This window comes from Mucilaginibacter sp. SG538B, assembly GCF_013376065.1.
Lineage (GTDB): Bacteria > Bacteroidota > Bacteroidia > Sphingobacteriales > Sphingobacteriaceae > Mucilaginibacter > Mucilaginibacter rubeus.
In genome coordinates this window covers 1,121,403-1,144,977 of the sequence record NZ_JABMJI010000002.1, presented here as the reverse complement: position 1 = coordinate 1,144,977, position 23,575 = coordinate 1,121,403, and the positions used below count along the sequence as shown (strand labels likewise).

22 protein-coding genes and 1 tRNA gene are annotated in these 23,575 nt (G+C 41.5%); 11 read left to right on the top strand and 12 right to left on the bottom strand.

Annotated features, from left to right (window positions below):
• Nucleotides 1–143: 143 nt before the first annotated feature.
• From FHW88_RS14450 to FHW88_RS14435, 4 genes are all read right to left on the bottom strand, one after another.
• The gene (locus FHW88_RS14450; RefSeq protein ID WP_176626298.1) at nucleotides 144–974 is read right to left on the bottom strand and encodes an MlaD family protein; all 831 of its coding nucleotides are present in this window, start codon (nucleotides 972–974) and stop codon (nucleotides 144–146) included.
• On the bottom strand, nucleotides 971–1,762 hold the full coding sequence (locus FHW88_RS14445; RefSeq protein ID WP_176626296.1) for an ABC transporter ATP-binding protein: 792 nt from the start codon (nucleotides 1,760–1,762) through the stop codon (nucleotides 971–973). The genes FHW88_RS14450 and FHW88_RS14445 overlap by 4 nt, the downstream gene beginning before the upstream one ends.
• A 1-nt stretch (nucleotide 1,763) precedes the next feature.
• The gene (locus tag FHW88_RS14440; protein WP_090532750.1) at nucleotides 1,764–2,543 is read right to left on the bottom strand and encodes an MlaE family ABC transporter permease; all 780 of its coding nucleotides are present in this window, start codon (nucleotides 2,541–2,543) and stop codon (nucleotides 1,764–1,766) included.
• 98 nt (nucleotides 2,544–2,641) lie between these two features.
• Nucleotides 2,642–3,352: a pirin family protein gene (locus FHW88_RS14435; protein WP_176626294.1), complete on the bottom strand. Its 711-nt coding sequence runs from the start codon at nucleotides 3,350–3,352 to the stop codon at nucleotides 2,642–2,644.
• An 83-nt stretch (nucleotides 3,353–3,435) separates the two neighbouring features.
• On the opposite strand from FHW88_RS14435, the gene FHW88_RS14430 reads away from it, so the two are divergent.
• The 5 genes from FHW88_RS14430 to FHW88_RS14410 all read left to right on the top strand — a co-directional run bounded on the left by FHW88_RS14430 (nucleotide 3,436) and on the right by FHW88_RS14410 (nucleotide 10,002).
• Nucleotides 3,436–4,092, top strand: a complete 657-nt coding sequence (locus tag FHW88_RS14430; RefSeq protein ID WP_176626292.1) for a nucleoside-diphosphate sugar epimerase — start codon at nucleotides 3,436–3,438, stop codon at nucleotides 4,090–4,092.
• The gene (locus FHW88_RS14425; RefSeq protein ID WP_176626290.1) at nucleotides 4,089–5,954 is read left to right on the top strand and encodes an ABC-F family ATP-binding cassette domain-containing protein; all 1,866 of its coding nucleotides are present in this window, start codon (nucleotides 4,089–4,091) and stop codon (nucleotides 5,952–5,954) included. Before FHW88_RS14430 ends, FHW88_RS14425 begins: the two co-directional genes overlap by 4 nt.
• Nucleotides 5,954–6,199, top strand: coding sequence for a CBU_0592 family membrane protein (locus FHW88_RS14420; protein WP_218117196.1), 246 nt, complete (start codon nucleotides 5,954–5,956; stop codon nucleotides 6,197–6,199). Before FHW88_RS14425 ends, FHW88_RS14420 begins: the two co-directional genes overlap by 1 nt.
• A gap of 184 nt (nucleotides 6,200–6,383) precedes the next feature.
• Nucleotides 6,384–8,246: a tRNA uridine-5-carboxymethylaminomethyl(34) synthesis enzyme MnmG gene (gene mnmG / locus FHW88_RS14415; protein ID WP_176626288.1), complete on the top strand. Its 1,863-nt coding sequence runs from the start codon at nucleotides 6,384–6,386 to the stop codon at nucleotides 8,244–8,246.
• 115 nt (nucleotides 8,247–8,361) lie between these two features.
• A complete protein-coding gene (locus tag FHW88_RS14410) occupies nucleotides 8,362–10,002 on the top strand; it encodes an Ig-like domain-containing protein (RefSeq protein WP_176626286.1) in 1,641 nt (546 codons plus the stop codon).
• Here FHW88_RS14410 and FHW88_RS14405 read toward each other — a convergent pair.
• Entirely contained in the window at nucleotides 9,992–10,504 is a 513-nt protein-coding gene (locus tag FHW88_RS14405) for a gamma carbonic anhydrase family protein (RefSeq protein WP_176626284.1), read from the bottom strand. The genes FHW88_RS14410 and FHW88_RS14405 overlap by 11 nt on opposite strands.
• A gap of 74 nt (nucleotides 10,505–10,578) precedes the next feature.
• Here FHW88_RS14405 and FHW88_RS14400 point away from each other — a divergent pair.
• Nucleotides 10,579–10,651 (top strand) — tRNA-Gly (locus tag FHW88_RS14400).
• A gap of 126 nt (nucleotides 10,652–10,777) precedes the next feature.
• On the opposite strand, the gene nadB is transcribed toward FHW88_RS14400, so the two are convergent.
• The gene (nadB, locus tag FHW88_RS14395) at nucleotides 10,778–12,370 is read right to left on the bottom strand and encodes an L-aspartate oxidase (RefSeq protein WP_090532736.1); all 1,593 of its coding nucleotides are present in this window, start codon (nucleotides 12,368–12,370) and stop codon (nucleotides 10,778–10,780) included.
• A 407-nt stretch (nucleotides 12,371–12,777) separates the two neighbouring features.
• On the opposite strand from nadB, the gene nadA reads away from it, so the two are divergent.
• The 4 genes from nadA (at nucleotide 12,778) to FHW88_RS14375 (ending at nucleotide 16,625) form a co-directional block, all read left to right on the top strand.
• On the top strand, nucleotides 12,778–13,770 hold the full coding sequence (gene nadA / locus FHW88_RS14390; RefSeq protein WP_090532733.1) for a quinolinate synthase NadA: 993 nt from the start codon (nucleotides 12,778–12,780) through the stop codon (nucleotides 13,768–13,770).
• Nucleotides 13,771–14,211: 441 nt separating this feature from the next.
• Entirely contained in the window at nucleotides 14,212–15,258 is a 1,047-nt protein-coding gene (thiL, locus tag FHW88_RS14385) for a thiamine-phosphate kinase (protein WP_112653137.1), read from the top strand.
• Nucleotides 15,258–15,704: a hypothetical protein gene (locus tag FHW88_RS14380; protein WP_176626282.1), complete on the top strand. Its 447-nt coding sequence runs from the start codon at nucleotides 15,258–15,260 to the stop codon at nucleotides 15,702–15,704. The genes thiL and FHW88_RS14380 overlap by 1 nt, the downstream gene beginning before the upstream one ends.
• A gap of 36 nt (nucleotides 15,705–15,740) precedes the next feature.
• Complete coding sequence (locus FHW88_RS14375) at nucleotides 15,741–16,625, top strand: DUF6263 family protein (RefSeq protein WP_176626280.1); 885 nt, start codon at nucleotides 15,741–15,743, stop codon at nucleotides 16,623–16,625.
• Here the strand turns inward: FHW88_RS14375 and rmuC are convergent.
• The 3 genes from rmuC to FHW88_RS14360 all read right to left on the bottom strand — a co-directional run bounded on the left by rmuC (nucleotide 16,601) and on the right by FHW88_RS14360 (nucleotide 19,813).
• Nucleotides 16,601–17,971 carry a DNA recombination protein RmuC gene (gene rmuC / locus FHW88_RS14370; RefSeq protein ID WP_176626278.1) on the bottom strand — a complete coding sequence of 457 codons (1,371 nt, stop codon included), beginning with the start codon at nucleotides 17,969–17,971 and terminating at the stop codon, nucleotides 16,601–16,603. The genes FHW88_RS14375 and rmuC overlap by 25 nt on opposite strands.
• Before the next feature lie 79 nt (nucleotides 17,972–18,050).
• Nucleotides 18,051–19,478, bottom strand: coding sequence for a DUF4932 domain-containing protein (locus tag FHW88_RS14365; protein WP_176626276.1), 1,428 nt, complete (start codon nucleotides 19,476–19,478; stop codon nucleotides 18,051–18,053).
• 104 nt (nucleotides 19,479–19,582) lie between these two features.
• Nucleotides 19,583–19,813, bottom strand: a complete 231-nt coding sequence (locus tag FHW88_RS14360; RefSeq protein ID WP_176626274.1) for a hypothetical protein — start codon at nucleotides 19,811–19,813, stop codon at nucleotides 19,583–19,585.
• A 99-nt stretch (nucleotides 19,814–19,912) separates the two neighbouring features.
• Between FHW88_RS14360 and FHW88_RS14355 the strand changes: the two genes are divergently transcribed.
• Nucleotides 19,913–20,296, top strand: a complete 384-nt coding sequence (locus tag FHW88_RS14355; protein WP_176626272.1) for a hypothetical protein — start codon at nucleotides 19,913–19,915, stop codon at nucleotides 20,294–20,296.
• A gap of 6 nt (nucleotides 20,297–20,302) precedes the next feature.
• Here the strand turns inward: FHW88_RS14355 and FHW88_RS14350 are convergent, their stop codons facing one another.
• From FHW88_RS14350 to FHW88_RS14340, 3 genes are read right to left on the bottom strand one after another with little or no spacing between them, the layout of a single operon-like run.
• Nucleotides 20,303–20,785, bottom strand: coding sequence for a gliding motility lipoprotein GldH (locus FHW88_RS14350; RefSeq protein ID WP_176626270.1), 483 nt, complete (start codon nucleotides 20,783–20,785; stop codon nucleotides 20,303–20,305).
• Nucleotides 20,782–22,278 carry a regulatory iron-sulfur-containing complex subunit RicT gene (ricT, locus tag FHW88_RS14345; protein ID WP_176626268.1) on the bottom strand — a complete coding sequence of 499 codons (1,497 nt, stop codon included), beginning with the start codon at nucleotides 22,276–22,278 and terminating at the stop codon, nucleotides 20,782–20,784. Before ricT ends, FHW88_RS14350 begins: the two co-directional genes overlap by 4 nt.
• A gap of 2 nt (nucleotides 22,279–22,280) precedes the next feature.
• Nucleotides 22,281–23,426, bottom strand: coding sequence for an ATP-binding protein (locus FHW88_RS14340; protein WP_176626266.1), 1,146 nt, complete (start codon nucleotides 23,424–23,426; stop codon nucleotides 22,281–22,283).
• Between the last annotated feature and the right edge of the window lie 149 nt (nucleotides 23,427–23,575).

Here is a 23,575-nt window from a genome sequence, read left to right as displayed (position 1 = left end):
TAATTAACTACCGGGTTGTACCCGGCTTATTATTCTGCAACAATAATAGGTTTTTAAATTAACGAATGCCTTTGAAAAATATAACCTTTGAAAACTGCTCGGTGTCAATTAAAATGCTTTTAACTTAACTACCTGGCAAATCATCAATTATTATCCTTCTGCTTATCAGCAGCTTCCTTAGCTGCTTTTTCCCTTTGCTTTTGGGCTTCTTTCGCTGCTTTTTCCTTATCCTCTTTAATCTTCTCCTGGGCTTTTTTAATGCTGTCCTGCCTTTGTTGTTCACGCTTCTTCTTCTTGTTAAAGAAACCTCTTAACAAAAAGTTATGCTGGGCCGCGGTAAGGTCCTCATTAAGCGTATTGGTTGTAGTATGGACTGTTTTGATAGTAGTACGGGCCTGTTTAACAGTGCCTTCCAGGTCGCGCGCCATTTTGTCGCTGTTCAACAGGCGGCCAATACTGCCCTGCCCATTATTAATCTTGGCGACTATGCCGGTTAAATTTTCGGTTAATGATTCGGCGTTATCGGCCACGCGGGTAAGTTTATTAATGATCTTGTCTACGTCGACCGGGTTTATCGAACTTAAACGGCCGCCATCTTCAATCTCCTCGTGGCTAACAATACCGCCGGGTGCAATTACCACCAGCTTATCCCCCATCAAACCATCACTGCCTATGCTCAGCTTCGAATCTTTTTTTATAAACTTTTTAACGCTTTTATTCAGTGTAAGGTCCACCCGTACCGAGCTATCGGTCACGATATTAATAGATTGTACCACTCCCACATTAATACCCGCGAAGCGTACATTATTACCTACCTGCAGGCCGCTCACATTTTTAAACCGTCCATAAACATGAAAGGTAGAATTGAACAGGCTTTTTTGGTTACCTATTAAAAAAATAGCTACCAACAGCACTGCCAATCCTAAAAAGGTGAACAGGCCTATTTTTATTTTTTGAGATGATGTGGTTTTCATGCTGATACGTTAAAAAATGATCTGACCATTTCGTTGTCTGATTTTTCGAGCTCTTTGTACGAGCCCTCGGCTATATATTTACCATCATCCATTACCAGGATCCGGTCGGCCGTAATGCGGGCACATTCCATGTCGTGGGTAATGATGACAGATGATATTTCATACTTCCGTTGCAGCCGGTTAATCAGTTCACTGATCTCGCGGGATGTTATGGGATCAAGCCCGGTAGTGGGCTCATCATACAACATAATTTCGGGGTTAACGATCAGTGTACGGGCCAGTCCTACCCTTTTCCGCATCCCGCCCGACAGATCTGACGGCATTTTATCTATGGCATCAAGCAAACCAACTGCATCCAGTACACCTTCAACCTTTTTATTAATTTCTTTCTGGTCTTTGAGCTTCAATACCCTGGTAAGCGGAAACTCCAGGTTATCCCTTACCGTCATGGAATCATACAAAGCACCGCCCTGAAAAAGGAAGCCTATCTTTATCCTAAGCTGTTTAAGCTCATCATCGTCCATCGTGGTAATATCTTCACCAAATACTTCCAGGCTGCCGCCATCGGGCTGTAACATACCTACAACACACTGAATAGTAACCGATTTTCCCTGCCCTGATTTCCCCAGTACAACGATATTTTCACCCTTTTTTAAGTCAAAACTGATATCCTTAAGCACCTGCTTTTTGCCAAAGGACTTTTTGATCCCCTTAGCGCGGATCACCACTTCTTTTTTTTGAGCTGATAGTTCCTTTTCGGCTTCAGTATGTTGGTTTGTTTCTTTCATCTCATTTATAAAATAACAAACTGGTGATCTGAACGGCTATCGCATCAATAATAAAAATCCACAAGGAGGCAGTTACCACGGCCGAGTTTGCAGCTATGCCTACACTTTCAGTGCCTTTATCAGAGTGATAACCTTTATAACATCCCACAAAACCAACCGCAAACCCAAAAAGCACCGTTTTGGCAACTGCAGGCAGCAGATCCGAAAAATCGAGCGAGGCTATACATTTATTGAAATAGAGGGAAAAACTAATGCTATCGGTGAAGTTGAGCGCCAGGAAACCACCAAAAAGCCCAATAGCATCGCCTATAACGGTTAATAGCGGAATCATAAAGCTGGTTGCCAGTATGCGCGTTACCACCAGGTATTGGACGGGGTTTGCACCCGATACTTCCATAGCATCAATCTGTTCGGTAACTTTCATACTGCCCAGCTCGGCGCCAATACTCGATGCTATTTTGCCGGCACAGATAATAGCCGTAATAACAGGCCCAATTTCGCGCACAAGGGCTACCGACAATGTTTTGGGCAACATGCTTTCGGCGCCAAGATCTACCAGCGACGGTCTGAGCTGCAAAATAAGCACCAGGCCCATAATAAAGGAGGTGATACCCACCAGCATCATGGAACGATAGCCTATTTCGTAACATTGCCTCACAAATTCCGACCATTCAAAGCCGCCGGTAAATATATTGCGGAAAAAACGTGAGAAGAACACCACATAGTCGCCTATGCCTTCCAGCCATTTCCTCCATCCGCTTAGTTCCTGCTGTGCTTCCATCAGTGAATCTTAAATAATTGTAAACAACAACAAAGCAATGCTCAATTGTTTTTGAACTTTCAATAATATTCACTTTATGGATTCAGGCTAAATACTGATTATGACATCGGTACATCAATGATCAGGAAACGGGAGGGCTCTTCGGTTATAATTGTAAGTGAACTTGTATCATAAACGCCCAGCGCATCTTTTTTGTTTAAAACCTGGCTGTTTATTTTAGCCGCTCCATCCAACACAAAAATGTAAGCGCCATTGCCTTTTGTTTTAATATCATAATTTATTGTTTGCCCCGCCTCAAACTTACCCATCGAAAATGTGGCATCCTGGTTTATCCAAAGGGTGTCTTTGCTTTTTTGCGGCGATATCAGCGTAGTGAGCTCATTCAATTTAAAACGCTCTTTAAAACTCATCTGATCGTAACGGGGCTGGATATTCCTTTCTTTTGGACAAAGCCAAATCTGAAGGGTATTTGCCGCTTCTTTATGCGATGCATTATACTCTGAATGATATACACCTGTACCCGCCGACATTACCTGCACCTCCCCCGCATTCACTACCCCGGTATTACCCATGCTATCCTTATGCTCCAACCCTCCTTTTAACGGGATGGTTATAATTTCCATATTATCATGCGGATGGCTTCCAAAACCGCGGCCCGCTGCAATAATATCATCATTCAAAACCCGTAGCGCTCCGAAATTCATTTTTTCTGGATTATAATATGATGCAAAGCTGAATGAGAAGTTTGCTTTTAACCAGCCTATATCGTTATGGCCCCGTTCTGATTCGGGATAAAATATTGTTTTCATGTTACTATTTAATTATATGTTTAAACACACAATATTTATTCCACAATTTAATTATGCGTATTTTTGCGAAAAATCAATAAGTAATGGCAAAAAAAGCTGTTATTGCAGGCTCAAGCGGACTTATTGGCAGTCATCTCCTGCAAATTTTATTGGAACAAGCCTATTATGATGAAGTGTTGATCCTGGTAAGAAAAAAATTACCCCTTCAACATCATAAATTAAAGCAGCTTGTTATTGACTTTGAACAGCCCGAGACATACAAAAACGAGCTGAATGGGTACGCTTTGTTCGGCTGTTTAGGATCAACAAAAAAGAAAACGCCAGATTTAGCTGTCTATCGCAAGATAGATCATGATTATCCGTTATTACTGGCACAATTGGCTAAGCCAAACGGGCTTGAACAATATCATTTGGTATCCTCCATTGGAGCCGATATAAATGGTGTTAATTTTTATACGAAAACTAAAGGAGAAACTGAAGCTGATATCACAGCTACGGGTATCCCCGCTATTCATATTTACAGGCCATCTTTTTTAGCCGGCGACAGGCAGGAAAGCCGACCAATGGAAAAGTTTTTAAACGGCTTAATGAAAGTTATAAATCCATTGCTTTTTGGAAGCTGGAAAAAATACCAAAGCATTGATGCCTCAATCGTTGCTATGGCCATGTATCTACAATCAACAAAACAAACGACTGGTGTATTTATATACGAGTCGGATAAAATAAAACAACTATCGTGAGTACTTATCTTTCTGCCGAGAACCTTGGCCATCAATTTCATGACAACTGGTTATTTAAAAATGTAACCATAGGTATTAACCGTGGCCGTAAGGTTGCGCTTGTAGGCGTTAATGGTGCCGGCAAATCTACCCTTCTAAAAATATTGGGCGGTACTATAAAACCTACCGAAGGCAAAGTAGTGCAAGCCCGTGACCTTAATATGGGTTACCTGGAGCAGGATCCAAACTTTAAAAACGCGGTTACCATCAGCGATTATATTTTTCATGCTGATGATGTGCAGCAGCAGCTCATCCGCAGGTATGAGGAGTTGATGGAGAACGACCCCGAAAATACCAAAGCCATTGAAAAGGTAATGGAAGAGATGAGCGAGGTTGATGCCTGGGAATATGAGTACAAGATCAAAACGATTTTAGGTCGGTTAGATATCCACCACCTCAATCAGCATATCACTACCCTATCGGGCGGGCAAAAGAAACGTTTAGCTTTAGCCAAGCTGCTTATTGAAGACCCGGAAGTTTATATACTGGATGAGCCTACCAACCACCTGGATATTGATACGATAGAATGGCTGGAGAAATTACTGACTGAAGGCAACAAAACCATATTGATGGTTACGCACGACAGGTATTTCCTGGATAATGTATGTAACGAGATCCTGGAGATCGATCGTGGCAAGATCCAGCCTTACAATGGCAGCTACGGTTATTACCTCGAAAAGAAAGCCGAGCGTGAAGCAGCAGATGAAGCGGCATTTCAGAAAAACTCCAACCTGTTAAGGAAAGAGTTGGAATGGATGCGCCGCCAGCCGCAGGCACGTGGTACTAAATCAAAAGCCCGCATCGATGCGTATTATGACCTGGAAGAAAAGACGAAGAATGGTGGTATCCGCGATAAGGTTGAACTAAGTGTTAAAACATCGCGCCAGGGTAATAAGATCATGGAAATAGATCACCTGTACAAATCATTCAATGGTAATACTTATATCAATAACTTCAGTTATATATTTAAAAAAGGCGACAGGATTGGTTTAGCCGGAAAAAACGGCAGCGGGAAATCAACCCTTTTAAATATCATCACAGGCGCTTTACAACCCGATAAAGGCACTGTAGTAAAAGGAGAAACAACTGTAATAGGTTATTTCCATCAGGCAGGCATTACTTTTAAGGAAGACGAACGCGTAATTGATATTGTAAAGAACGTTGCAGAATTTATTACCATGGCCGATGGCAAAACCATTTCAGCCTCTGCTTTGCTTACCTTGTTTCTCTTCCCTCCTGCCAAACAGTATGGTTTTATATCCAAACTAAGCGGTGGTGAAAAGAAACGCTTGCAGCTAATGAGCATCCTGATGAAGAACCCGAACTTTCTGATACTGGATGAGCCCACCAATGATTTGGATATCGACACTTTAAATGTATTGGAAGAGTTTTTAACCAACTACGGAGGTGTATTGATGATGGTATCGCACGACAGGTATCTGCTGGATAAGCTTACTGACCAGCTTTTCATCATGGAAGAAAAAGGTCACGTGCGCATCTTTAATGGAAACTACTCATCGTACAGGCTTGAACTGGAAGAAGCCAAACAACAAGCTAAAAAACCTACTACTGTAGCCCAAACAACTGCTCCAGCGGCTAAAAAAAGTAAGTTAAGCTATAAAGAAGCCAAAGAATTAGAAAACATTGAAGGTGAGATCAACGCCATTGAGACAAGTATAAAAGATAAAAACGAACAACTGAACGCTTCAGGTATTGATCCTAAAAAGCTTGATGAAATACTAAAGCAAATAGAGTTTTTAAACAAACAACTGGACGATAAAAGCGCCCGTTGGATGGAATTAACCGAGCTAAACGAAGGATAATGAAAATATCAGATATTATAGCGTCAATAGGTGTAATTATACTTTTAATAGCGTTTCTGTTAAATTTAACTAAGAAACTACCTACCGAAAGCAAGCTTTACAGCCTTTTAAACCTTATTGGCGCAGGCACCTGTTGCTATGCATCATACATGGTAAACTTCTATCCTTTTGTGGTATTAGAAGGCGTTTGGGGGTTTGTAGCTTTAATATCATTATTCAGGGTTCCACGTGGAACATCTGTTTAATTGAGGTAATTTTGTAGCTAAGTCTAAACTCTAAGCAGTAAGTTAAAAGTACCAACGAAAAAATCGGCGAAAATAAAATTAAAGTTCCACGTGGAACAAATCTTGAATTAAAGAACCATTAAGTCAACATAAGACTTAAAATCTGTAACTCAAGACTTACCAAAAGTGGAACAAGGAGGATAAAATGTTTAAGAAATATAATGTAATAGTAGTAGGTGCCGGGCACGCAGGCTGTGAAGCTGCGGCTGCCGCTGCTAATTTGGGTTCATCAGTTTTGCTGATAACCATGAATATGGGTACCATTGCACAGATGAGTTGTAACCCAGCCATGGGTGGTGTTGCTAAGGGACAAATAGTGCGGGAGATAGATGCTTTGGGTGGATATTCGGGCATTATAACTGATAAAACATCTATCCAGTTCCGGATGCTTAATCAATCAAAAGGCCCCGCAATGTGGAGCCCGCGTGCTCAAAGCGACCGTATGCGGTTTGCCGAAGAGTGGCGTTTATCATTAGAACGCACCCCTAACGTTGATTTTTGGCAAGACACAGTTACCTCTCTGCTGGTAAAAAATAATACCGTAGCAGGTGTTCGTACCTCTATCGGTATCGAAATTGAAGCGGATGCCGTTGTATTAACTAACGGAACCTTCCTGAATGGTGTGATCCATATTGGCGAAAAAAGATTTGGCGGAGGCCGTACAGGTGAAAAAGCAGCTACAGGTTTAACCGAGCAATTGGTTGAATTAGGCTTTGAAGCAGGTAGAATGAAGACCGGTACCCCACCCCGTGTTGACGGTCGCAGTTTAAACTATAGCTTGATGGAAGAGCAATGGGGCGATCCCGTAAGAGGCAAATTTTCCTTTACCGACGTACCATTTATAGAAGAACAACGCTGCTGCTGGATTACCTATACCAATACCAATGTACACGAAACTTTGAAAGAAGGCTTTGAAAGATCACCTATGTTTACTGGTCGGATCAAAGGTTTAGGTCCACGTTATTGCCCTTCAATTGAAGATAAAATTAACAGGTTTGCCGAGCGCGATCGCCACCAGATTTTTGTTGAACCGGAAGGTTTAAATACCGTTGAGATCTACGTAAATGGTTTCTCTACCTCCTTACCCGAGGATGTACAATACAAAGCACTCACCAAAATACCAGGCTTTGAGAATGCAAAAATGTTCAGGCCGGGTTATGCTATTGAGTACGATTTCTTCCCTCCTACACAATTAGGTTTAACCTTAGAGACTAAACAGATCAGCAACCTGTACTTCGCCGGGCAAATCAATGGTACTACCGGTTATGAAGAGGCAGCTTCACAAGGCTTCATTGCAGGCATCAACGCTCACCAAAAAATTAATGATAAACATGAATTGATCCTGAAAAGAGCAGAGTCATATATAGGTGTTTTGATAGATGACCTGGTAACTAAAGGTACCGAAGAGCCTTACCGCATGTTCACTTCAAGGGCTGAACATAGACTTTTATTACGCCAGGATAACGCCGATATCAGGCTCTCTCCTATGGGTCATGAATTGGGATTGATTAGTGATGAGCGCTTGGAAAAAGTAAATCAAAAGATTAAAAACTCTGATGATATTGTAGCTTATACCAAAAACAAGTCCATCGATCCATCAACAGTTAACACCCTGATGGAAGAGTTGGGTACCAGTCCGCTTGCACAAAGCACAAAACTATTCAATTTATTGAGCCGCCCACAGGTAACCTTTAATGACCTTAAAAAAGCCGACGCTCCTTTGGCCGAGTTACTTTCGGCCTACGATAAAGAAACTATTGAGCAGGCTGAAATAAAAATCAAATATGAGAGTTATTTCATCAAGGAGATGGAGATAGTTGATAGGATGAAAAAAATGGAAGACCGCGAGATCAATCCAAATTTTGATTATCACACATTGGTATCGCTCTCCAAAGAAGCGCGCGAAAAATTGATGAGGATAAAACCACGCACTTTGGGCCAGGCTTCAAGAATTTCTGGCGTTTCACCCTCCGATATTTCAGTTTTGATGGTTCATGTATCGAGATAAAACGTAAATATCTGATAATTAATTAATTATAAAAAGTCCTTTAAAATCAATTATTTTTATTTTTTAATAGTACTTCTCATAAAAACATAAAAATCGCTTATATCGCCTAAAAACTATGTTAAACACAAAAACGGCTATTTTTTACAAAAATTCAATACTGATTTTTATTGTTTTATTCATTTTTGGATGCGCAGCCCAACAACCACCGCAAGGAGGTCCGCGCGACCAAACCCCGCCCAAATTGGTAAAGGCAATTCCCGGAAATAAAACCAGGAATTTTGCTGCGAAACAAATCGACCTGGAATTTGACGAATTCATTAAACTCACTAATGCTTACCAGGAGATCAGCATGAGCCCGGCCATGGAGAAGCCACCCGAGTATTCATCAAACAAAAGAAAACTAAAAATTGAGTTTAAAGACAGCCTTCAAAAAAATACCACCTACGTTATCAATTTTGGAAAGTCGATACAAGATGTTAATGAAAGTAACATCCTGAAAAATTTCACTTATGTTTTTTCTACCGGCAGCCATATCGATTCATTAAGCATCAGCGGTACGGTAACCAATACCCTCACCCAGGAAAAAGAGAAAGATGTACTGGTATTTATTTTCCCGGTGAAGCAGGACACACTCTTCGGAAAAAAGAAGCCGTCTATTTTTGCCCTCACCGATTCGTCAGGAAATTTCGCTTTGAATAATTTAAGGGAAGATGACTATCGCATCTATGCCCTAAAAGAAGCAAGCCCCGATAAAATTTTTAACCGCGATGAAGAGTTGATCGCCTTCCTGAAAAAACCTATCCATCTCAGGGCCGATACTTCGAACGTCCAATTAAACTTATTCAAGCAAGATCCTGAAAAATTCAGGGTATCCGAAAAACGCTTTGATACTGATGGTAAGTTATTACTGGTATTTAATAAAGGGCTGACACAGCCTGCGATCAAAGTAATTTATCCTGCCAATGTGGATGATAGAAAACAGGTATCGTTTTCACGTACAAAAGATACAGCATCTGTTTATTTGCGTAATATGAACTTTGACTCCCTGCGTGTGGCCATTTTTGACAAGGGCAAACCTATAGATACCATCTATCAGCTTAAACGTAAAAATGAAAGCTTTACACGTGTTGTAACAACAAGCTATAACATGGGTAATGACGGTAAATTAAAACCCGGCGGCAATTTGGTGATCACGGCAAGCATCCCCATCGAAAACTTCGACCAATCGCAAATTACCTTAAACGAAGATTCAGTTGCTACAAGTGATTATACCATCCAAAAAGATACAGGCAATTATAAACTGCTCAATTTAAAATACCGATGGCGGGAAACCAGTAAATATGAACTGATACTCAATGAAGGTGCATTGACGGATATTTACGGCGATAAAAACAAACGCCTGTCTAAAAAATTCCAGATCAATAAGCTGGATAATTATAGCCAGCTTACAGTGAAGTTAACCGTGCCTGATACCCCCAAGGCCTATGTGGTTGAATTATTAAGTGAAGACAAAAAATTAATTCAAAGCGACCCTATTACCAAAAATACCTCATTGGTATATAAAGGGATCCTGGCCGCTAAATACTATGTGAGGATCATTTACGACGAAAATAAAAACGGCAAATGGGACAGCGGTAACGTGAGGTTGAAGCGACAACCCGAAAATATCTGGCTAAATGAAAAGCTCATCACCCTGAGGCCAAACTGGGAAGCGGAGGAGCCCGTGACTATTCCGAAGGAAAAAGTTACTCCTTAAACCAGCCCGAATACATGATATAATTTTGAGGCAGCTGCTTCAGCATAGCCCTTTGCTCATCAGTAAGGGGCTTTATTTTTTTTGCAGGGATGCCGGCATACAAATAGCCCGATTCGCAAATGGTATTTTCCAGCACTACAGCGCCTGCAGCAATGATCACAAACTCATTTACAACCGCATGATCCATCACAATTGCCCCCATCCCTACCAATGTATGGTCATGCAAGGTACAGCCGTGTACGAGCGCGTTATGCCCAATAGAAACATGATTACCTATATTAGTTGGCGCTTTTAAATAAGTAGCATGAATTACTGCACCATCCTGGATATTGGTATTATTTCCAATCTTGATATAATGCACATCCCCACGGATTACCGCATTAAACCATACCGAGCAATTATCACCCATAACTACATCCCCTACTATAGTACAGTTTTCGGCAATAAAACAATCCTTACCCCAAACCGGGCTTTTATCTTTTACGGGCAGTATTACTGGCATATCTTTAATTAGTGAATTATTGATTTAATGGATTAGTGATTTGAATAATTTTATTTATGTTTGATTATAAATAAGCGAAAATAGCTCAGTCGGTAGAGCGTCAGTTTCCCAAACTGAAGGCCGCGGGTTCGAATCCCGTTTTTCGCTCACTCACTAAAGGCTCTTTTTCATGTCATTGCGAGGAGGAACGACGAAGCAATCTCGTAGCTATGCTTGTCGAATATGCATTGACTACGAGATTGCCACGCTACGCTCGCAATGACATATTTTATACTAAAACACCGTATCCTGCACCTGTTCAGCATGCTCCGGATAATCGGTCGTATAATGCAATCCCCTGCTTTCTTTACGCAACATAGCCGATTTTACGACAATAAACGATACCTGGATCAGGTTACGCAGCTCGCAAAGTTTAACCGATAGCTTAGTTTTCTTGTAGAAATCTTCAGTCTCTTCGTATAATAATTTTAACCTCCGCAGAGCCCTGTCCAGCCTGAAATCGGAACGAACGATACCAACGTAGTCATTCATCAGCTTCTGCATTTCGCGTACGTTGTGGGTAACCAGGATATCTTCGTTTGACAGCTGCACCCCCTTCTCATCCCAATCCGGGATATTATCGGGGATTACATTATTTTCGAAATTCTTAATTGCGTCTTCGTAGATCCTGTGAGCAAAAACCAACGCCTCTAATAAAGAATTTGAAGCCAAACGATTAGCGCCATGCAGGCCTGTTGATGAACATTCGCCGCAGGCATACAACCTTAATATAGACGACTGCCCAACATGATCAACCATTATACCGCCGCACATATAATGACAAGCCGGCGCAACGGGAATCATATCTTTGGTCATATCGATACCAATCTCCAGGCATTTAGCATAAATATTAGGAAAATGGTTCAGGATATCTTTCTTGCTTCGGTGCCTTACATCTAAATAAACAAAGTCTTCACCCGATTTTTTGATCTCGGCATCAATAGCCCTTGCCGTTATATCACGGGGTGCCAAAGATTTACGCTCGTCATACTCGTGCATAAATTCCTCGCCGTTGGTGCGCTTTAACACGCCGCCAAAACCTCGTACAGCCTCAGATATGAGAAAAGAAGGATACTCGCCGGGATTATACAAAGCTGTTGGATGGAATTGCATGAACTCCATATTACGTACTTTACCTTTAGCACGATAAACCATAGCAATACCATCACCAGTAGCGATTGTTGGATTTGTGGTAACCGCGTAAATATGCCCGGCACCACCAGCAGCCATTACCGTAACTTTAGACAAGATCTTTTCGACGATCTTGGTTTCCGTATTAAACGCATAAATCCCGAAACAGGTAATATCCGTACTTGATTTACCTACCAACTCGCCCAAATGGTGCTGCGTAATTAAATCAACCGCAAAATAATGTGTAAGTATCTCAATATTAGGGTTTTTATGAATTTCCTCTAAAAGTGAACGCTCTATCTCCCAGCCAGTTACATCTTTGTAATGTAACACACGAAACTCGGAGTGCCCCCCCTCTTTAGCCAGGTCATAAACACCCTCGTTTGTCTTATCGAAATTAGTTCCGTAATCAATAATTTCATTGATGCGCTCGGGCCCTTCTTTAACAACTGCTTCAACAACTTCGCGGTCGCAAAGCCCATCGCCACTTATTAAGGTATCCTGGATATGCTTTTCAAAAGAATCTTCTTTTTTATCCACAACCACCGCAACGCCCCCCTGGGCATATTTGGTGTTGGATTCGTCTTCGTTAGATTTTGTAACTATCAGTACCTTACCATGCTTCGCGGCTTTGAGCGCAAAACTTAATCCGGCTATCCCTGAACCCACTACAAGGAAATCAACATTTCGGGTCATATTTTAGATGAATGTGTGTAAAAGTAGTACTAATGTTAATAACAGCTGTATAACCTGTTAAGTTTATGTAAACAAAAAGTGAAAAATAGTTTACAGTGTGTATAACTCCCTTTCTCAGGTCGAATATCAATATTTTTTGAGCGACTTTTACGACGCTTTAGTCATAAAGCTAACATTTTGTCAACCCTGAAAATATTAACATAAAACTTTTTTAAATAAAAATTGATTGTCATACCTATCTAAAAATCAGCGCTATTTTTAGTGGAAAAATGTGTATAAGTGTTAATAAATTGTGAAAACTAACTTTTAAAACAAAAATTACTCCGACTTTTGCACATTACCAACACCCTAATAAACAATAGTTCTTTTTAATTTAAAAATTAGTTGTTATTAATTGAATTGTGGAAATGAATACCTTCGAAGAAATAAATCTGAAAGGATACGTGGATGAAGAAATTGATCCGACGCTTGATCTTTTCGCGGAAATTGAAAAATTAAAAAAGCAAAAGAATGCGGTGATCCTGGCGCACTATTACCAGGATGGCGATATCCAGGACATTGCCGACTACATTGGCGATAGTTTGGGATTATCCCAGCAAGCCGCCAAAACGGATGCAGATATCATTGTTTTTGCAGGTGTACATTTCATGGCCGAAACTGCCAAGATCCTGTCGCCAACCAAGAAGGTTTTACTGCCTGATATGAAGGCAGGTTGTTCATTAGCAGATAGTTGTCCGCCGCACTTGTTTAAAAAGTTTAAGGAAAACTATCCCGATCACCTGGTGATCACTTATGTAAACTGTACGGCTGAATTGAAAGCTTTAACCGACATTGTTTGTACATCAAGCAACGCTGTGCAGATTGTAGAGAGCTTACCGAAGGATCAGAAGATCATTTTCGGACCTGATAAAAACCTTGGCGCGTACGTAGCCAAAAAAACCGGCCGCGACCTGGTATTGTGGAATGGGGCCTGTATGGTTCACGAGATATTTTCGAGAGAAAAGATCACCAAACTGAAAGAACGCCATCCGGGTGCAAAGTTGTTAGCACATCCTGAATGTGAGGATGTTATACTGGAAATGGCCGATTATGTTGGTTCAACAACCGGAATTTTAAAATATGCCGGCAGCCACCAGGACAAGGAATTTATTGTAGCGACGGAATCGGGCATTTTACACCAGATGCAAAAGGAAAACCCGGATAAAATTTTTATTCCGGCGCCACCAAACAACAACTGTGCATGCAACGATTGCCCGCACATGAAGCGTAACACACTGGAAAAGTTATACCTGTGTTTGAAAAATGAAACGCCTGAGGTAACTGTACCACAGCATATCATTGAAAAAGCAGTGAAACCGATTGAGCGCATGCTTGAAATTTCGGCGCAGCTTGGATTATAGTTCTTTGGGATTACACCGATTACAAGTTGACTTCACCGATTTTTTATCAGTTGGATGGCCTTGATCAGGAAGTTATAAACCGGGGAATTGTGGAAAACCGGGAGCTATAAAATTGAAAGTATTTTTAGTGTAAAAGTGCCTTCTTGCTTGTAAAAAGGCTAAAAATCGTAAAAAATTTTTCCGCCAAAGGCGGATATAAGGTATAAAGGTTGCAGCCCGAGAAATTGGGTTATCCACATTATTGTTAAGAAGTATAAAAGCTAAAGGGAAATTCGAGTATATATATTTGTCGTCCGTTTTTGGAGGTGAGAAAAATTTGGTTGGTACGTGACCGAAAGTGTAAAAAAAATTTCCCGCCTTCGGCGGAAGGTGTAAAACCGGGTTGCGGCCCGAAAAATAAAATCGGTGAAATCAAAGGTCATCGGTGAAATCGCAAAAACTATGTTTGAAAATCAGGATAGAACCAATTTAGAGGAACTTGGCGAATTTGGCCTTATCGGTCACCTTACAAAAAATATTAAGCTTACTAACGAAAGCTCAAAAAAGGGAGTTGGCGACGATGCGGCCGTACTTGATTTCGCCGGTAAAAAAGTGCTGGTGAGTACCGATATGCTGTTGGAAGGGATCCATTTTGATTTGGCGTACACGCCGCTTAAGCATTTGGGTTATAAAGCGATACAGGTAAACCTGAGCGACATTTACGCGATGAATGGAATAGCGTCGCAGGTTACTGTGTCTATCGGCATGTCGAGCAAATTTCCGCTCGAGGCCATTGAGGAGCTTTACCAGGGGATTTATATCGCCTGTGAAAAATATAATGTGGATTTGATCGGTGGTGATACCACTTCATCAAAACAGGGTTTGGTAATCAGCGTAACTTCAATTGGCTACGCCGATGAAGCTGATATTGTATACCGCAATGGTGCTGAAGAAGGGGACCTGATCTGTGTATCCGGTGATTTGGGAGGTGCTTATACCGGCCTGCAACTGCTGGAGCGGGAAAAGCTGATCTACCTGGAAAATCCTAATATTCAGCCGGACCTTGAAGGAAAAGATTACATTGTTGAGCGTCAGTTGAAGCCCGAAGCCCGTCGTGATGTGGTTGAACTGTTGAAAAGCATAGAGGTAAAACCAACCGCTATGATCGATGTATCTGACGGTTTGGCTTCCGAATTATTACACATCTGTAAGCAAAGCAACAAAGGTTGTAACTTGTACGAGGAAAAAATTCCGCTTGATCCGATGACCTTTGAAACGGCCCGCGAATTTAACCTCGATCCTACTATTTGCGCGCTCAGCGGCGGTGAAGATTATGAATTGTTGTTTACCGTGAAGCAGGCCGATTATGATAAGATCAAGTTTAAAATGGACATCAGCATCATCGGCTATATCACCGAACCATCGGCGGGTTGTAACCTGATCACCAAAAGCGGCACTGTACACGAATTGAAGGCCCAGGGCTGGAACGCGTTTAAAAAAGCTGAATAATGCTGCAGGATATTTTCGATAAATTTTACCTTAACAATCATCCCGATGGCAAGCCGCCCGGGGCTTTTGTGAAGGGAATTTTATTGCTTTACCTGGGCTTGCTGATCCAAACGTTGAATAATTACCTGGACGGTTTCAATTTTTCGGCTATCCTGTTTGTATTCGTCGCTGTCGGCTTTTTGATCTTTGTTACCGGCGAAGGAAAGAAATGGGCCCGGATCATCCTTTCGGTTTTGATACTGCTGAATGTATTTTTCCTCGGATCATCGTTGCTGTATAGTTTCGGCATTTTACATGATAGTTCGGCTCCCAAAAAAGCTATAGAAATGCCGGTTTACCTCATCATTTTAACCCTCGCCGAGATCATTGTTGAACTATGGGGATGGGCGCTGATGTTTACCAAACAGGCCGATTGGTGGTTTAACAGGAAAAACACTAATAGATAAAAACTTTATTTTTAAATCAAACCTAAATCTTTTAAAATGAAAAAATACATAATCTCATGTGTTTTATTATTCACTATAGCTAAAAGCTTTGCTCAAAACTCAACCATTTTTAAGATAAAATATAAGTCGCTTCATAAATATCATGTGAAAATGGTAACTGATCTTAAAATGGAGATAGACGCTGTAGGCGATGAAGCAAGTATAGCCGAAATAAAGAAAAATACGAAATTGCCAGCGACCATAACCGGGCATAATGGTCATGATTTAGATTTAGTTACAGGAAAACTAAATAGCGATAATTCTTTTCCTTTTACGATGACATTTTGGGGAATGCCGTCGGTAATGAATTTTAATGGGAAGCAGATTGAAACCCCGGATCCTTTGAAAGACCGAATTTTTTATGGAACGGGGTCGCCGGAGGGCAAAATACATATCGATTCGGTATCCGGAAAAAATACAGACGAAAAGATAAAATCAGCTGTTACTGCTATTATCAATAACATCAGTAACAAACTACAATTTCCGGATAAGCCAATGAAAATTGGCGAGACTTTTACGCAGGAAATACCCATGGCAATGCCCGTACCCGGCTTTACCAATATGCAAATGAATATAAAGCTTGTTTATAAACTCATATCTGTTAATAATGATATAGCAAATTTCGATATAGATCAATCGATGGCTATGGATTTGAAGACTACTACAAACGGAGCAGAGGTAGCTATTAGTGGTAACGGTAAAGGAAGCGGCAAACTTGTTTATAGTATCAAACAAAATTACATGAGTAGCATGGTTAGCAATATAAATTTTAATCTGTCCATGATAATGGAGGGGATAACTTTTAAAGCAAATGCATCCGCCAACGCATCATATCTGGCAGTGTTAACGAGCTTTAATTACTCATCCCCAATATATTTCTGATCTATCTGCTTATCTGCCTTTGCTCCCAACTTTTTGATCTTTTCGGCGGTAGTAGTCAGGTTGCCCCTACCCTCCGATAATTTATTGATAGCATTATTATAAGCCGATTGCGTTTGGTTGATATTTTTGCCGATGCTGTCCATATCACTCAGAAAACCAACAAACTTATCATACATATCGCCGCTTAAACGGGCTATTTCCAATACATTACGGTTTTGGCGTTCCTGTTTCCACATGCTGGCTATGGTGCGCAGGGTGGCCAGTAACGTCGACGGACTAACAATCACCACTTTCCTATCCCAGGCATAATTAAACAGTTCGCCATCCAGTTGTACGGCAATACTGAAAGAAGATTCTATCGGTACAAAAAGCAGCACAAAATCGGGCGAATTGATCTTATATAAATCGTGATACTTTTTGGCTGAGAGACCGGCAACATGCCCGCGGATAGATTCCACATGGGCTTTGGCAAATAGTTTTCGGTCGTCCTCGGTATCAGCATTAACCAACTTTTCGTACGCATTTAGAGATACTTTGGAGTCGATAATCAGGTGCTTTTCATCGGGTAGGTCGATGATCACATCGGGTTGATATCTTGTACCGTCTGTGGCCTGCATGGCAGCCTGGATGCGATATTCCTGGTCTCTAACGAGGCCTGAGCGTTCCAGTACCCGCTCCAAAATTACCTCGCCCCAGTTGCCTTGTTTTTTGTTATCCCCTTTAAGCGCTTTGGTTAGGTTTTGAGCTTCATCACTGATCTGTTTATTCAAGTCCATCAGCTGGGTGATCACGCCTTTTAGCGTATTCCGCTCGGCCGCTTCCATGTTGTAAACTTTCTCTACTTTATCTTCAAAAGCCTTCAGGTTTTCCTTTAATGGGTTAAGGATAACATCTAAATTGCTGCGGTTGATATCGGTAAATTCCTTTGATTTTTCTTTAAGCAGCTTTTCGGCAACATTTTCAAATTCGCGCTGAAACTGGGTACGGATCTGTTCTATCTCGGCCTTTTGCTCCTGCAGCTTTTCCTGCTGCGATTTATAGTAGGCCCGGGCACTTTCTAACGATTGATTGGCCTGGGCCAACTGGGTACGCTCGTATAAAAGCTCGTCAATCAGGCGGTTCTTTTCCTCCTTTAAAAAGTTGGTAATGCTTTCTTTTTCAGCAGCTAAGCCGTTAGATTTCTCCTCGGCTTTGGCTAATAAAATTTTAAGCTGATCATGCTCATACCGGAGTTTGCTCAACTCATCAGCGGAGATCAGCTCAACTGCTTTTGGTTTTTTCAGGAATAAAAAAACGGCAATCAGCAGGATGATCAGGGACACAATTACTAAAATAATACCAGTCATTTATTTGATAAAAATATTAGTAAAATAAAGAATAAATTTTTATAAATACTAATAAAGTTAATCAGGGGAGGCAAGTGAATTAAGGGATGGGACTATTTTCTGTTTTAAAATTCAGGATATAGTTTTGTACAGCATAGCCATCGCTTGCCCGCATCATACCGCCGGCAATATTTATCTGGTATTCGGTATTGGGCTTCAGGCTAACTTTCATAATAATGCTTTTGTTATCATTAGCAAAGGTAAATTTTGCCGACGTAGGATAATGATCTATACCCCTGGCTCCCGGGCCAAAAAAGTACTTTATGCCATCCAATTTTTTATCAAAATCAAATATAATTTCAGTTGTGTTGGCTCTTATTGTAGTATCGCCGTTTTTGAAAGGCCTTACTGCTATTACCCGGGCACAATGTTGCTGATAGTCGTCATCGTAAAAACTGATATTTGGCGCCAATTTATTGTAAAAGACGACAATAGCAGGCATAAAGCTTTCAAGTGCAGGATAAGTTTTTCTGTTTGATTGATATTGACCAAGTAAATTAACCAATGGCCGCATCCAAACAAAACCTCTGGCCAATTGCTGCTTAAGCTCTTGTTCGGCCACCAATGTATCGGTATTATGAGTTTTCAGGTAACTGATTACCGATGCCCTTACTAAGGCTTCGTTTATCATTGTTTTCCACTCGCCATAAGCTTGTTTTCGCATTTTTGTGCGCTCCTTTTCGTAAATAAGCGCACCCGCATCTCTTAATTGGCTTTCATAATTATCGGTAAGATAATTGATAAATGAATGGTTAAACTCGTGGATCAATGTAGGCAGATAAGATGCCGCGTCATAAGTAGGTAAGCCTTGCTCATCAAAAGTACCAGAACCAATAATTGCATATACTTTTTTGGTATGATCGTTTAAATAAACATGTGGCCCGTAGTTTCCTCCGCCATTTCCAAATCCTATGATGATATTGAAATTTTCGGCCGGCGCTTTACCATAAAATTTATAATACCAGGATACATCCAGCTTTTTAAACAGGACATTAAAACGGCTTTCGGCTATAGCATAATCAGCTAAATGGGCATGGAAAAACCCATCGAAGTCAGTGTCTTTATAAAATTGCTTTAATAGGGCAGTGAATTTTACAGCGCTTTCCAGGGTCCACCTTTTGTCTGGTAAAGAGACTGAAAAAGGTACTAATGGTTCTAATGCCGGTGGTTCATTTAAGTGAACGGCCATTGACATAACAGCATCGTAGCTAACGCCGCTGCTGTCCCTCAGTTCCCGGGCGTATTTAATGAGCGGATGGTCAATAAATTTATCAAAATGCTTATGAATATCTGCAACGTATTTAACATTGTCAGGTGTATTGTATTCTTCGTTACCCGCTAAACGGAAAACAATGCTCAGCAATTCTACACGTTTATCAATTCGGGGCGTTGCTATAGTATTATTAGTTTGGGCTGATAACACTAAGGGAAAAAAGATGATAAGAAAAGATAGGTTTAGGTATTTCATTTAATAAAAAAGTTAAAGGCAACAAAAAAGCAAACTCCTGAAGGTAGACTGATCAGCGAATTCTTAGTTTAATCATGAACAAAAGAAATAGTGATCAGCCGGTATTAATGCACCGGATGCACAGCAGAATCAGTATCACCATGAAGACTGGTTGTATCCGACGAATTTGGTGCAACAGCGCCATTGCCCGAGGCCGAACTTTTAGTCGAATCGGCAGAAGCACCGCTGCCTTGGGTCGCGCTGGTATCGTTTTGACGGTTATTTTTATCGGCGCTATGACAGGATGCAAAAGCTATTGAAGCAGCTACAAATGTAAGGATGGTTAATTTTTTCATGGGTGATGTTTAAGGCTTAACGGGTAGTTATACGTTTCAGTTTTATTATTAAGATTTTGTTCGGTGGTATAAATTAAGCATATTCACAAATAAAAAACAATGATGAAGCAACTGATTTATGGGATATTGATAAGCTTGCTGTTTGCCTCGTGCTCAAAAAAGAGCACAGATCAACCACCGCAGTCCCACACTATAAAAGTTACGGTAAGCGGAGCAGATGCCTTTAATGTTTCATTATCCGAATATAAAACAACGGATAGCAGCCCTAAAATTGTTGATGCGAAAGTTGTTGCAAAAGGATCATCATACAGCTATACTGCTACTACATTGAATCAAAACGACCAGGTAACCCTGGTTGTTGCATCAGACGTTAGCAATACCGTAACCTACAGAATTTACGACAATGATAAAATAGTAGTACAGGATACCGACAGAGAGGTACTGACGCATGGCTCGGTTACCGTTACCTATAATATACCTTAGTGTAAATTATTGGGCTTTCTCTATCCTTAATCCCACATCGCTGATCTCATGAAGGGGGTTATCGCGCATGTTTTGTTCTATCTGAAAACGGTAAGCGCCTTTTGTGGGGAAATGATAATCTTTACGTAAAAGCACCTGGTAGCTGTAAAGGTTGCCTGATCCCTTGCCCAGCCATTCGCCATCAGGATTGGCCAACTTTACTTCGAAACGCGTGGTATGCATTTTTTTATCGGGCGAGATTTGATTAACCAATACAAATATGTTGGAGTATTTATAGTTGCCCGTAACCCGTAAATTAAGGTATTGGTTATAGGCAACTTTTTCATCATCAATTTTAACATCAAAGTTTACGCGGTTAACGTACGACCAGTTATGATCGGCAATTTCGGTGTTGGTATCAATGATCCTGTTAGGATCGGTACAGGAACCGGCAAACAGGGTTACCAATAACAATACTGCCGGGTAAATGATATTTAAAGCCCGTTTCATTCAGGTTTTGCCTGTTGATTATTGTTGTTATTATTATTCCGGTTTGGGCGGTTTGGCCTGCGGCGCCTGTTGTTATTCCCGCTTCCCTCACCCTGTGGTTTTCCTTCGCCTTGTGGCCCCGGTTCACCCTGTGGTCTCGGTTCTCTCTGAGGTTTGGCTTCGCCCTGAGGCCGGCCCTCTCCCTGCGGTCTGTTTTGCTGCGGAGGCCTGTTACCCTGGGGTCTGTTATTGTTTTGCGGCTGACGGTTTCCTTCAGGACGTGGCTGCTGTGCCGGTTTTTCCTGCGGATTACCCGATCCCTGCTGAGGTTGCTGACTGGCCGGTTTGCCCTCGGCTTGCGCCTGGCCTCCGGGTTTCTGGTTTTTATTGCGGTTTTTGTTCTTCTTTTTATTGTTGTTGCGCCGTTCGTCCAGGCGGGTAAGACTATCCTGGCCAACCACGTTTTCGTAATCGAGCGCTTTTGCCGCGGGTGTTTCAACTTCAACAATTTCGCCAAGGTCTTCAGGGATCACACCATCTTTATTCTGCTGCTGAATCTCTTTAACCTTTTTTATTGGCAACGGAACCCATGATTCTTCTCCCGGGTAGCTAAACCACATTATTTTTTTAAAGATGTCGGTTTTTTGCAGGCGGGCATCCCCTTTTTGGGTTTTAAGGGTGTTTACATTATCAGGGATGTATTTTAAGGCATCCATGTAAGTATCCAGCTCGTAGTTAAGGCAGCATTTCAGCTTGCCGCACTGGCCGGCCAGTTTCAGCGTATTTAACGAAAGGTTTTGATAACGGGCTGCCGAAGTAGATACGGTTTTAAAATCGGTAAGCCATGTTGAGCAGCAAAGCTCGCGGCCGCATGAACCTATGCCGCCTAAGCGGCTTGCTTCCTGCCTCATGCCAATCTGCCTCATCTCAATACGGATGCGGAAAGTTTCGGCCATTTTCTTGATCAGTTCCCTGAAATCAACGCGGCCTTCGGCTGTATAATAAAATGTAGCCTTGGTTTTATCGCCCTGGTAATCCACATCACTCAGCTTCATGCTCAGGTTAAGGTCAAGCGCCAGCTTGCGCGATTTGTGCATGGTTTCCCATTCCATATCCTTGGCTGCTTTCCATTTGTCAACATCGGCAACGGTAGCTTTACGGTAGATCTTTTTTACAACATCGGCTTCCTTTACATGGCGTTTTACCATCTGCATGCGTACCAGTTCGCCGGTAAGCGAAACATGGCCAATATCATAGCCACCAGTGGTTGCTTCAACAGCTACCAGTTCGCCGGCTTCGAGGTAAATATTATCGTTGTTTAAATAAAACTCCTTGCGCGAGCCTTTAAACTTAACTTCAATAACCTGGAACGGCTTATAGTTAGTTGGCATGTCCATATGCGACAGCCAATCGTAAACATCTAATTTGCTGCAACCATTAGTAAGGCAACTGCCGTTACTTTTGCAGCCCGCAGGCGAACATCCGCCACCTGTTGAGCAACTTCCACATCCCATAATTAACTTGGCATATATTGATTCCCCGCAGGGACATTTTTATTTATTAGTATTTTAATAATTTGTAAAGATACATCTAAAAATAAGATTTTGGGATTAGCGTTGCGCTCCACATGATAATGTGCTTTTTCCAGCTCATCAATAATCATTTGCGATTTGCCTATACTCAATACACCGCTCATTTTTTGAGCCGTATCCAGTTCCTTTGCCGGTAAATGAACCAGGCTACCCGCCCCGGCAATGAGTAAACAGCACTCGCGTATAAAGCTGGTACCGTAACGCAAAAAGTTTTTTTGGTTTTCGCGCCCCATTTTGGCAAACTGCTCCACAAAAGCCATCACCTCAATACCTTTATTGCCAAAGCAATAGCGTAGCCATTGCACAAACAGCTCATGGTAGCTTTTGTTGTCCTGTTGCAGCATGGCCCGTGCTTCGGTCATGTTGCCATTGCTCAGGTAGGCAATTTCGGCAGCGGCTTCCTCGGTTTGGTGATGGACACTTATTAAATGTTCCTTAATTTCGTCATACTCCAACGCAGGTATTTTAACCAGCTGTGTACGCGATAATATGGTGTTCAGGATTTGATCCTGGTTTTGGGCTACTAATAAAAACAGCGTATTGGGCTGCGGTTCTTCAATAATTTTAAGCAAAGCATTCCCCTCTTTGTCCAGGTATTCGGGCAACCAAAGGATCAGGATCTTATATTCCGACTCAAAAGGTTTAAAGCTTAGTTTTTTAATGATCTGGTGACATTCGGCAATATTGATATTGGCCTGTTTGTTTTCGGCATCCAGGTATCCGCGCCATATGTCCAGGCTCAAATATGGGTTAGCCGTTAAAGCGCCGCGCCATTGCTCAATAAAAGTAAGCGCTGTATCATCTTTATGTTTTGCAAAGAAAGGGTAAGAAAAATGCAGGTCCGGGTGCATCAGTTTCTGGTATTTCCGGCAGGAAGAGCATACCCCGCATGAGTCGCCGGGCTGCTTGTCTTCGCAGGAAAGGTACTGGGCATAGGCAACAGCAAGCGCCAGGCTGCCCGAACCTTCGGGTCCTAAAAATAATTGAGCGTGGCTTACCCGGTTCTCGCCCACCGTGTTAAGCAATCGTTGCTTTGTTGCTTCCTGTCCTACTATTTCTTTAAACTGCATTTGGTGCAAAATAGTAATTTGATTTTAGATGTGAGATATGAGATGTGAGATTTGAGACAGGAATGGCATAGCAGAGCGTCCTTACTTGATGGAAAGTAAAGAGTGACTATCATCATATTCAAAAAATCTCACATCTCATATCTCGCATC

Excerpts from the sequence above, each read along its gene's own strand:
- FHW88_RS14450 (WP_176626298.1), bottom strand. The coding sequence starts at position 974 with ATGAAAACCACATCATCTCAAAAAATAAAAATAGGCCTGTTCACCTTT.
- FHW88_RS14445 (WP_176626296.1), bottom strand. The coding sequence starts at position 1,762 with ATGAAAGAAACAAACCAACATACTGAAGCCGAAAAGGAACTATCAGCT.
- FHW88_RS14440 (WP_090532750.1), bottom strand. The coding sequence starts at position 2,543 with ATGGAAGCACAGCAGGAACTAAGCGGATGGAGGAAATGGCTGGAAGGC.
- FHW88_RS14435 (WP_176626294.1), bottom strand. The coding sequence starts at position 3,352 with ATGAAAACAATATTTTATCCCGAATCAGAACGGGGCCATAACGATATA.
- FHW88_RS14430 (WP_176626292.1), top strand. The coding sequence starts at position 3,436 with ATGGCAAAAAAAGCTGTTATTGCAGGCTCAAGCGGACTTATTGGCAGT.
- FHW88_RS14420 (WP_218117196.1), top strand. The coding sequence starts at position 5,954 with ATGAAAATATCAGATATTATAGCGTCAATAGGTGTAATTATACTTTTA.
- mnmG (WP_176626288.1), top strand. The coding sequence starts at position 6,384 with ATGTTTAAGAAATATAATGTAATAGTAGTAGGTGCCGGGCACGCAGGC.
- FHW88_RS14410 (WP_176626286.1), top strand. The coding sequence starts at position 8,362 with ATGTTAAACACAAAAACGGCTATTTTTTACAAAAATTCAATACTGATT.
- FHW88_RS14405 (WP_176626284.1), bottom strand. The coding sequence starts at position 10,504 with ATGCCAGTAATACTGCCCGTAAAAGATAAAAGCCCGGTTTGGGGTAAG.
- nadB (WP_090532736.1), bottom strand. The coding sequence starts at position 12,370 with ATGACCCGAAATGTTGATTTCCTTGTAGTGGGTTCAGGGATAGCCGGA.
- nadA (WP_090532733.1), top strand. The coding sequence starts at position 12,778 with ATGAATACCTTCGAAGAAATAAATCTGAAAGGATACGTGGATGAAGAA.
- thiL (WP_112653137.1), top strand. The coding sequence starts at position 14,212 with ATGTTTGAAAATCAGGATAGAACCAATTTAGAGGAACTTGGCGAATTT.
- FHW88_RS14380 (WP_176626282.1), top strand. The coding sequence starts at position 15,258 with ATGCTGCAGGATATTTTCGATAAATTTTACCTTAACAATCATCCCGAT.
- FHW88_RS14375 (WP_176626280.1), top strand. The coding sequence starts at position 15,741 with ATGAAAAAATACATAATCTCATGTGTTTTATTATTCACTATAGCTAAA.
- rmuC (WP_176626278.1), bottom strand. The coding sequence starts at position 17,971 with ATGACTGGTATTATTTTAGTAATTGTGTCCCTGATCATCCTGCTGATT.
- FHW88_RS14365 (WP_176626276.1), bottom strand. The coding sequence starts at position 19,478 with ATGAAATACCTAAACCTATCTTTTCTTATCATCTTTTTTCCCTTAGTG.
- FHW88_RS14360 (WP_176626274.1), bottom strand. The coding sequence starts at position 19,813 with ATGAAAAAATTAACCATCCTTACATTTGTAGCTGCTTCAATAGCTTTT.
- FHW88_RS14355 (WP_176626272.1), top strand. The coding sequence starts at position 19,913 with ATGATGAAGCAACTGATTTATGGGATATTGATAAGCTTGCTGTTTGCC.
- FHW88_RS14350 (WP_176626270.1), bottom strand. The coding sequence starts at position 20,785 with ATGAAACGGGCTTTAAATATCATTTACCCGGCAGTATTGTTATTGGTA.
- ricT (WP_176626268.1), bottom strand. The coding sequence starts at position 22,278 with ATGGGATGTGGAAGTTGCTCAACAGGTGGCGGATGTTCGCCTGCGGGC.
- FHW88_RS14340 (WP_176626266.1), bottom strand. The coding sequence starts at position 23,426 with ATGCAGTTTAAAGAAATAGTAGGACAGGAAGCAACAAAGCAACGATTG.